Below are 9,612 nucleotides of genomic sequence, written 5' to 3'. Positions count from 1 at the left end.
AACGCCCGGTTACATTCCGAACCCGGAAGCTAAGCCTTTCAGCGCCGATGGTACTGCAGGGGGGACCCTGTGGGAGAGTAGGACGCCGCCGAACTATTATTCAAAAAAGCTCTGATGTATGAACCCCGGTTCATGCGTCAGAGCTTTTTTGTTTTCATGATGAACTACCTGGCGTCACGTCCGGTTAACGTCGTGTGGGCAGCATCCCCGGCATGCGGACTGAAGAGAAGCTGGTCGCCGCGGGTGTGGGGGCGGGGAGCGAGGTCATCGTTCCTTCGTATGCGACTGCTGGGGCTGCCGAGGCCGTTCGGAGGGTCGGAGCCCTCCCCGTCTTCGCTGACATCGATCCCGTCACCTTCTGCCTCGACCCGGTTTCCGTGGCCGGCGCGGTGACGTCGCGTACCGCCGCCATCGTGCCCGTCTCCCTCTTCGGGCACCCGGCCGACCTGGCCGCCTTGCGGCAGGCAGCCGTCGACGGCGCCTTGCTCGTCCTCGAACACACCGAACACACCGAATGCGTCGCACGCATCGACCATGTGGACCTCCACCGGCGCCGGGCCAACGCCGCCTACCTCGATGCCTGTCTCTCCGGAGTGGTGACACCCGCGACCGCCCCCGGGTACGTGCACCGCTACGACTCCTACGTCGTCCGCGTCCCCGGCAACGGCCGGCCCGACCGGGACGCCTTCGCCCGGGCGCTGCGAGCCCGTGGCGTCCGGTGCCACGTGCCCGTACAGACGCCCGTGCACCGGCTGCCGTCGTTCATGCGGGAGTTGAAGCTCCCGGAGACGTTGAGGCTTCCGGAGACGGAGCGGGCCGCCGACGAATGTCTGGCCCTGCCCATGGACGAGGCCTCGTCGCGCCGGGAACTCCAGCGGCTCGTATCGGCCTGCAACTCTCTCGGCGGATTGCTCCCCGCTGCCGCCTAAGCCGTCTGAGCCACCTGAGCGGCCCCGTCCGGCGGTCAAAAGCCAGTGCGAACGTGGGGTATGCTTTATCTCGTTGCCGGCCCCAATAGCTCAGTCGGCAGAGCGTCTCCATGGTAAGGAGAAGGTCAACGGTTCGATTCCGTTTTGGGGCTCTGAAAAAGAAGGCCCCCGCCATTCGGCGGGGGCCTTCTTCGTTTATCGGTCCTGACGCTCCGGCACCCGCATGGCCAGGATGGCCATGTCGTCGGAGGCGGGCTCGGCGGCGAAGCGTTCCACGGCGCGGAGAACGCGTGCCGCGACCGCGCCGGCCGTCAGGCCCGTACACGTCGTCAGAACGTCCGTCAGGCCGTCGTCGCCGAGCATGCGTGTGCCCTCCCGGCGTTCGGTGACGCCGTCCGTGACGCACAGCAGGACGTCTCCCGGGTCGAGGGTGACGGTCTGCTCGTACAGCTCCAGGTCCTCCATGACGCCCAGCAGCGGCTGCGGGTCCGCCGCGGGCTCCACGGTGCCGTCCTGGCGCAGGCGCAGCGGCAGGGGGTGGCCGGCGCAGACGACCTTGAGGAGCGCGCTGCCGTCGGGCTGTGGGCGCAGCTCCCCGTAGAGGAGGGTGAGGAAGCGGCTGCGGGCGCCCTCGTCGAGGATGGCGGCGTTGAGGCGCTGGAGGACGGCGGGGCCGCCGAAGCCCTCGCGGGCGAGCAGGCGCAGGGCGTGGCGGGCGAGGCCGGTGACGGCGGCCGCCTCCGGGCCCGTGCCGCAGACGTCGCCGATGGCGAAGCCGTAGGCGCCGTCGCGGATGGGGAAGACGTCGTAGAAGTCGCCGCCGACCTCGTTGCCCTCGCCGGCCGCGCGGTAGATGACCTCGACCTCCACGCCGGGGACGTCCGGGAGCTCGGGCGGCAGGAGGCTGCGCTGGAGGCTCTGGCTGATGGCGGTGCGTTCGCTGTAGAGGCGGGCGTTGTCGAGGGCGAGGGCGGCCCGGCGGGAGAGGTCCTCGGCGAGTTCGAGGATCTCCTGGCGGAAGTGGTCGTCGCTGGGCTTGCCGAGGGTGAGCATGCCGATGACGCGGTTGCGGGCGACGAGGGGCAGGACCACGGTCTCGCCGCCGACGGCGGCAGCCGTGGCGAGGGAGGGGCCGGGGGCCGGGATGTCGCCCGTGGCGTCGGGGAGGCCGAGGCTGCGCAGGGAGGTGCGCAGGGCGGCGGCGTGGGCGGCCTCGGTGGGGGCCGTCCAGACGCGAGCGCCGGGGGTGGGGACCGGGTCGGGCGGGGCGACCTTGGACAGCAGGGCTTTGAGGCCGTCGATGCGGTCCTCGTCCTCGTGGAGGACGTAGGAGAGCTCGGGGTCCGAGCTCTGGTCGGCGATCGTGTAGACGGCGCACCAGGTGGCCAGGGTGGGGACGGTCATCTGGGCCATCAGGGCCAGGGTCTGGTCGCGGTCGAGGGTGCCGGCGAGGAGGTCGGAGGCCTCGACGAGGAAGGAGAGCGAGCCGCGGCGCAGCCGCTCCAGTTCGCCGAGGCGGGCCGACTCCACGGCGAGGGCGATGCGGTCGGCGGCGAACTGCAGGCGCAGTGCCTCCTCGTTGCCGTAGCGGCGGGGGGACTCGGCGGCGACGCCGAGGGAGCCGGTCAGGCGGCCCTCGACCTTGAGGGGCACGGTGACGACGGAGCGCATGCCGGTGTCGGCGAGGAGGGGGACGGCGCCGGGGACGACGCTGAGGTCGTCGTGGACGGCGGGCATCCGGGCGGAGCCGTAGCGTCCGGTGCCGGCCTCGACGGGGACGCGGGCGAAGCGCTGGCGGGTGGAGGGCAGGCCGGTGGAGGCGCGGACCTCCAGTTCGGTCTCGTCGTCGGTGGCCAGCAGCAGATAGGCGGAGTCGCCGTCGAGCATGTCGCGGGCGCGCTCGACGGTGCGCTGGAGGAGGCCGTCGAGGTCGTCGGGGGCGGGGGAGCCGATGAAGACCTCGAACGGGTCCGTGGCGGCGCCGCGCTCGCTGGTGGAGGCGTCGGAGCCGGTGGCGCGCTGCGGGGTCTGCAGGACGGCGCGCTCCTCGTCGCGGACGAGCAGGCAGACGGTGGAGGGGGCGCCGGCGTTGTCGCGGACGCGGAGGTGGGAGGCGTAGACGGGGACGATGCGGCCGTCGGCGCCCCTTATGCCGTAGGAGCCCTCCCAGCGGGAGAGGCGCAGGGCTTCCTCGATGCCGGTGGAGGTGCCGGGGGTGTGCGGCCAGGCGGCGAGGTCGGTGAGGGGTTTGCCGATGATCTGCTTGGCGCTGAAGCCGAACAGTTCTTGGGCGTCGTCGTTCCAGGCGCTGAGGGCGCCCTGGTGGTCGATCTGGACGACGGCGACGCGGACGCGGGCGTCGGCGACGGGCAGGGCCTCCGCGGGAAGGGCGGGGCCCGCGGAACGGGTGCCGGCCGGGCGGTCGGGCAGGTCGAGGCGGAACCAGACGGTCTTGTGGGTGGCGGTGTACTCGACGCCCCAGCGGGTGGCCAGGGAGGCGCACAGCAGCAGTCCGCGGCCGCCCTCGCGGTCGAGGCCGCCGAAGGCGCGGCCGGGGCTCTGCACGGGCAGCTCGCGCTCGGGGTAGCGGTCGGCGACCTCGACGCGTACGCCCGTGCTCATCCGGACGCACAGCACCTCGGCGGCGGTGCCCGCGTGGACGACGGCGTTGGTGACCAGCTCGCTGGTCAGGACGACGGCGTCGTCGATGACGTCGAGGAAGCCCCAGCCCTGGAGAGTGTCCCGGACGAAGGCCCGGGCGGCCGCTACCGAGCGCCCGACCGGCTCGAAGGTGGCGGCAGCCCGCGCGGTGATCACAGGTCTCCTCATCAATGTCTCGGCGATCTGCTCACCCATGTGCAGCGCCCCTCCTTGCCCGGCCGGATGCCAGGTTACTTACCTCCGCCGTGTATGCGGGTGCCGGTGCACAGGGATTCCACACTTGGGGGTGCCGGTGGACCGTGTGCGATGCTGCCGACTGTTATGGCCTGGTTGGGCCGGGGTGAAACACTGGGAAAGCTCGAAGCGGAAGCCCGACGAGGATGATCGAACCTGCGGGAGGGACGACGGTGGAGTCTGGCGCGACGGCGCGGGCCGCAAGCACGCGCGCGAAGGGCGGACGGGCCCGGCCCAACGGGACGATCGAGGTGGACGCCGGTGCGCTGCACCGGCTGCTCTCGGCCCTGGAGGCGATGCGGGACGGGAACTTCCGCAAGCGGCTGACGGTCCCCGGGGACGGGGTGATGGCCGAGGTCGCCGCCGTCTTCAACGAGGTCGCCGACCGTAATCTCCAGCTCACGGGCGAGCTGAACCGGGTGCGGCGGGTCGTCGGACGTGAGGGAAAGCTCACGGAGCGCCTGGAGCTCGGCGCCTGCGAGGGGTCCTGGGCGGCGGCGATCGACGCCTGCAACGCCCTGGTGGACGATCTGGTGCGGCCGGTGTCCGAGGTGGGCCGGGTGCTGTCGGCGGTGGCCGAGGGCGATCTGGAACAGCGGATGGATCTGCGCTCCCAGGGAGCGGACGGTTCCGCGCATCCGCTGCGCGGCGAGTTCCTGAAGGTCGGGCGTACGGTCAACGGGCTGGTCGACCAGTTGTCGGCGTTCACCGACGAGGTGACGCGCGTGGCGAGCGAGGTCGGTACCGAGGGCAAGCTCGGCGGGCAGGCCCGGGTGCGGGGTATGTCGGGTTCGTGGAAGGACCTGACGGACTCCGTCAACACGATGGCGTCCCGGCTGACCGCTCAGGTGCGTGATATCGCTCTCGTGACGACGGCTGTCGCGAAGGGCGATCTCTCCCGGAAGGTCACGGTGCATGTGGCCGGGGAGATGCTGGAGCTGAAGAACACGGTCAACACGATGGTGGACCAGCTGTCGTCGTTCGCCTCCGAGGTCACGCGGGTGGCCCGTGAGGTGGGTACCGAGGGCGAGCTGGGCGGTCAGGCGCAGGTGCCGGGCGTCGCCGGCGTCTGGAAGGACCTGACGGACTCGGTCAATCTGATGGCCGGCAATCTGACGGCCCAGGTGCGCGGGATCGCGCAGGTGACGACGGCGGTCGCGAACGGCGACCTCTCGCAGAAGGTCACGGTGAGCGCGCGCGGTGAGATCGCGCAGCTGGCCGAGACGATCAATCAGATGACGGAGACGCTGCGCACCTTCGCCGACGAGGTGACGCGGGTGGCCAATGAGGTCGGTGCCGAGGGCCGGCTGGGCGGTCAGGCGCAGGTGCCGGGTGCGGCGGGCACGTGGAAGGACCTCACCGATTCGGTGAACACCGCGTTCCGCAATCTCACCGGCCAGGTCCGGGACATCGCCCAGGTGACGACGGCGGTGGCGAACGGCGATCTGGGCCAGAAGGTCACCGTGGACGTCTCCGGCGAGATGCTGGAGCTCAAGAACACCGTCAACGGGATGGTCGACCAGCTTCAGTCCTTCGGTGCCGAAGTGACGCGGGTGGCCCGGGAGATCGGTGTCGAGGGCGAGCTCGGCGGGCAGGCGGCGGTGCCGGGTGCGGCGGGCACGTGGAAGGACCTCACCGATTCGGTGAACACGGCCTTCCGTAACCTCACCGGCCAGGTGCGCAACATCGCCCAGGTGACGACGGCCGTGGCGAACGGCGACCTCTCGCAGAAGGTCACCGTGGACGTCTCCGGCGAGATGCTCCAGCTGAAGAACACCGTCAACGGCATGGTGGACCAGCTGTCGTCCTTCGCCGACCAGGTGACGCGGATGGCGCGGGACGTGGGCACGGAGGGCCGGCTCGGCGGCCAGGCGCGGGTGCCGGGCGTGAGCGGCACCTGGAAGGAGCTGACCGACTCCGTCAACTTCATGGCGGGCAACCTCACCTCCCAGGTGCGGCAGATCGCCCAGGTGACCACGGCGGTGGCGCGCGGCGACCTGTCGCAGAAGGTCGACGTGGACGCGCGCGGCGAGATCCTGGAGCTGAAGAACACCATCAACACCATGGTCGACCAGCTCTCGGCCTTCGCCGAGCAGGTGACCCGGGTGGCCCGCGAGGTGGGTACGGACGGCCGGCTGGGCGGTCAGGCGCAGGTGCCGGGAGTGGCGGGCGTCTGGCGTGACCTCACCGACTCGGTGAACGGCATGGCGGAGAACCTGACCGCGCAGGTCCGCAACATCGCTCAGGTCGCGACGGCGGTGGCGCGCGGTGACCTCTCGCAGAAGATCGACGTGGACGCCCGGGGCGAGATCCTGGAGCTGAAGAACACCCTCAACACGATGGTGGACCAGCTGTCCTCGTTCGCCGAGCAGGTCACACGGGTGGCCCGGGAGGTCGGCACCGAGGGCATCCTGGGCGGCCAGGCGGAGGTGCAGGGCGTCTCGGGCACCTGGAAGGACCTCACGCAGTCGGTCAACTTCATGGCCAACAACCTGACGTCCCAGGTGCGCAACATCGCCGAGGTGACCACGGCGGTCGCCAAGGGCGACCTGTCGAAGAAGATCACGGTCGATGCCAAGGGCGAGATCCTCGAGCTCGTCACCACGGTGAACACGATGGTCGACCAGTTGTCGGACTTCGCCGAGCAGGTCACCCGGGTGGCCCGAGAGGTGGGTACGGAGGGTCAGCTGGGCGGTCAGGCGCGGGTGCGGGACGTCACCGGCATCTGGAAGGACCTCACCGACAACGTCAACCTGATGGCCAGCAATCTGACCAGTCAGGTCCGCAGCATCTCGCAGGTCGCGGGGGCGGTCGCCAACGGCGACCTGACCAAGAAGATCACCGTCGAGGCGCGCGGCGAGGTGGCGCAGCTCGCCGACACGGTCAACACCATGGTGACCACGCTGTCCTCGTTCGCGGACGAGGTCACGCGCGTGGCGCGCGAGGTGGGCACCGACGGCATCCTCGGCGGCCAGGCGCGCGTCCCGGGTGTGAGCGGCACCTGGAAGGACCTCACCGAGTCGGTGAACTCGATGGCGTCCAACCTGACCGGCCAGGTCCGCAACATCGCGATGGTGACCACCGCCATCGCGCAGGGCGATCTCACCAAGAAGATCGACATCGACGCGCGCGGTGAGATCCTCCAGCTGAAGACGACCATCAACACGATGGTCGACCAGCTGTCGTCCTTCGCCGACCAGGTGACCCGGGTGGCCCGCGAGGTGGGTACCGAGGGCCAGCTCGGGGGTCAGGCTCGGGTGCGTGACGTGGACGGCACGTGGCGCGACCTCACAGAGTCGGTGAACGAGATGGCGGGCAATCTGACCCGGCAGGTACGGGCCATCGCGGAGGTGGCCACCGCGGTGACCCGCGGAGACCTCAACCTCAAGATTGATGTCGACGCGGCCGGCGAGATCCTGGAGCTCCAGGACAACATCAACACGATGATCGCCAATCTCCGCGAGACCACCCTGGCCAACAAGGAACAGGACTGGCTCAAGGGCAACCTCGCCCGGATCTCCGGCCTGATGCAGGGCCGCCGCGATCTGGAGGACGTCGCCGGGCTCATCATGAGCGAGCTGACGCCCGTGGTCTCCGCGCAGCACGGCGCGTTCTTCCTGGCGATGCCGACGGGCCCGCACGAGGGGGAGGGCGGCGCGGACGCCTACGAGCTGCGGATGCTCGGCTCGTACGGCTACTCGATGGGGTCGATGCCCACGTCCTTCCTGCCGGGCGAGTCGCTGATCGGCACGGCGGCCAAGGAGAAGCGCACGATCCTGGTGGAGAACGTCCCGCCGGGCTATCTGAAGATCGCCTCCGGGCTGGGCGAGGCGCCGCCGGCCCATGTGATCGTGCTGCCGGTGCTCTTCGAGGGGCAGGTCCTCGGTGTGATCGAGCTGGCGTCCTTCCAGCCGTTCGCGCAGATCCAGAAGGACTTCCTCAGCCAGATCGCCGAGATGATCGGCACCAGCGTCAACACCATCAGCGTCAACACCAAGACCGAGGTGCTGCTCAAGCAGTCGCAGGAGCTCACCGAGCAACTGCGCGAGCGGTCGGCGGAGTTGGAGAACCGGCAGAAGGCGCTGGAGATCTCCAACGCCGAGCTGGAGGAGAAGTCCGAGCGCCTGGCGCGGCAGAACCGCGACATCGAGGTGAAGAACACCGAGATCGAGGAGGCCCGGCAGGTGCTGGAGGAGCGGGCGGAGCAGCTCGCGGTCTCCATGCGCTACAAGTCGGAGTTCCTGGCCAACATGTCGCACGAGCTGCGCACGCCGCTCAACTCGCTGCTGATCCTGGCCAAGCTGCTGGCCGACAACGCCGAGGGCAACCTCTCGCCGAAGCAGGTCGAGTTCGCCGACACGATCCACGGGGCGGGCTCGGATCTGCTCCAGCTGATCAACGACATCCTGGACCTGTCGAAGGTCGAGGCGGGCAAGATGGACGTCAGCCCGACCCGGATCGCGCTCGTCCAGCTCGTCGACTACGTGGAGGCGACCTTCCGGCCGCTGACGGCGGAGAAGGGCCTGGACTTCTCCGTGCGGGTCTCGCCGGAGCTGCCGACCACGCTCCACACCGACGAGCAGCGGCTGCTGCAGGTGCTGCGCAACCTGCTGTCGAACGCGGTGAAGTTCACGGACACCGGCGCGGTCGAGCTGGTGATCCGCCCGGCCGGAGCGGAGGTCCCGGACAGCATCCGGGAGCAGCTGCTGGAGGCCGGGTCGCTGAGGGACCCCGACGGGGAGATGATCGCCTTCTCGGTCACCGACACCGGCATCGGTATCGCGCAGAGCAAGATGCGTGTCATCTTCGAGGCGTTCAAGCAGGCCGACGGCACGACGAGCCGCAAGTACGGCGGTACGGGCCTGGGCCTGTCCATCAGCCGGGAGATCGCGCGGCTGCTCGGCGGTGAGATCGACGCGGCGAGCGAGCCCGGCCGGGGCTCGACCTTCACCCTCTACCTGCCGCTCAACCCCGGAGAGCTGCCGCCCCAGGGCTATCCGCAGCCGGGCGGGGAGGGCCTCGTGGCCGCCGGGCAGGAGTCGCCCGGTGGCGGGCACGGCGCGGCGGAGGGCGACGCCTCTCCGGCGCGGCAGGCCGCGGGGCTCTTCCTGCGCCGTCGCCGGGCGGCCCAGGCCGCCGGGCGGGCGGCCGCCCCGGCCCGGGACGGTCAGGGCGACGGGGCGGTGCCGGGCGCGCGGCTGCCCGGCGCGCCGTCCCCGGAGCTTCCGGCGGGCCGGCCGCAGCCGGCCTTCAGCGGGGGCGAGTTCACGCTCGGCGGCTTCGGCGCCGGCGCGGACACCGGCTACGGAGGCGGTTTCAGCGGCGGGTTCAACGGCGAGAAGGTGCTGATCGTCGACGACGACATCCGCAATGTGTTCGCCCTCACCAGCGTGCTGGAACAGCACGGGCTGTCGGTGCTCTACGCGGAGAACGGCCGCGAGGGGATCGAGGTGCTGGAGCAGCACGACGACGTCGTGGTGGTCCTGATGGACATCATGATGCCGGAGATGGACGGCTACGCCACGACGGCGGCGATCCGCAGGATGCCGCAGTTCGCGGGGCTGCCCATCATCGCGCTGACGGCGAAGGCCATGAAGGGCGACCGGGAGAAGAGCATCGACGCCGGAGCGTCCGACTATGTCACGAAACCTGTGGATACTGACCATCTTCTTACGGTGATGGAGCAGTGGATGCGCGCAGAGTGACGGAATCTCGTTCACTCTTTGACAATTTGCTGACTCAGTGTGGCCGAAGGCGTGTGGGGGCGCGGTATTCGGGGAACCTTCTG

The 9,612-nt window shown here is 70.1% G+C and carries 3 protein-coding genes, 1 tRNA gene and 1 rRNA gene; 4 read left to right on the top strand and 1 reads right to left on the bottom strand.

The window, feature by feature from the left end; genetic code table 11:
* The 3 genes from rrf to ACFYZR_RS19760 form a co-directional block, all read left to right on the top strand.
* Positions 1–94: ribosomal RNA gene (gene rrf / locus ACFYZR_RS19770) — 5S ribosomal RNA — on the top strand; the annotation flags it as partial.
* Between the two features lie 118 nt (positions 95–212).
* Positions 213–929 (top strand): DegT/DnrJ/EryC1/StrS family aminotransferase, encoded by a 717-nt coding sequence (locus ACFYZR_RS19765; RefSeq protein WP_391911862.1) that lies wholly within the window; start codon positions 213–215, stop codon positions 927–929.
* A gap of 79 nt (positions 930–1,008) precedes the next feature.
* Positions 1,009–1,081 (top strand) — tRNA-Thr (locus ACFYZR_RS19760).
* A 43-nt stretch (positions 1,082–1,124) separates the two neighbouring features.
* Here the strand turns inward: ACFYZR_RS19760 and ACFYZR_RS19755 are convergent.
* Positions 1,125–3,785, bottom strand: coding sequence for a SpoIIE family protein phosphatase (locus tag ACFYZR_RS19755; protein WP_391911860.1), 2,661 nt, complete (start codon positions 3,783–3,785; stop codon positions 1,125–1,127).
* Positions 3,786–3,997: 212 nt separating this feature from the next.
* On the opposite strand from ACFYZR_RS19755, the gene ACFYZR_RS19750 reads away from it, so the two are divergent.
* The gene (locus tag ACFYZR_RS19750) at positions 3,998–9,529 is read left to right on the top strand and encodes a HAMP domain-containing protein (RefSeq protein WP_391911858.1); all 5,532 of its coding nucleotides are present in this window, start codon (positions 3,998–4,000) and stop codon (positions 9,527–9,529) included.
* The last annotated feature ends 83 nt before the right edge of the window (positions 9,530–9,612 follow it).

Origin of the sequence: Streptomyces sp. NPDC001678 (genome assembly GCF_042892945.1) — a bacterium.
Classification (GTDB): Bacteria; Actinomycetota; Actinomycetes; order Streptomycetales; family Streptomycetaceae; genus Streptomyces.
Note: the sequence above shows the minus strand (reverse complement) of the source record. Positions and strands in the feature narration are given on the sequence as shown.

Bases quoted from the DNA above. Each gene is read 5' to 3' on its own strand.
- ACFYZR_RS19755 (WP_391911860.1), bottom strand. From the start codon at position 3,785: ATGGGTGAGCAGATCGCCGAGACATTGATGAGGAGACCTGTGATCACC.
- ACFYZR_RS19765 (WP_391911862.1), top strand. From the start codon at position 213: ATGCGGACTGAAGAGAAGCTGGTCGCCGCGGGTGTGGGGGCGGGGAGC.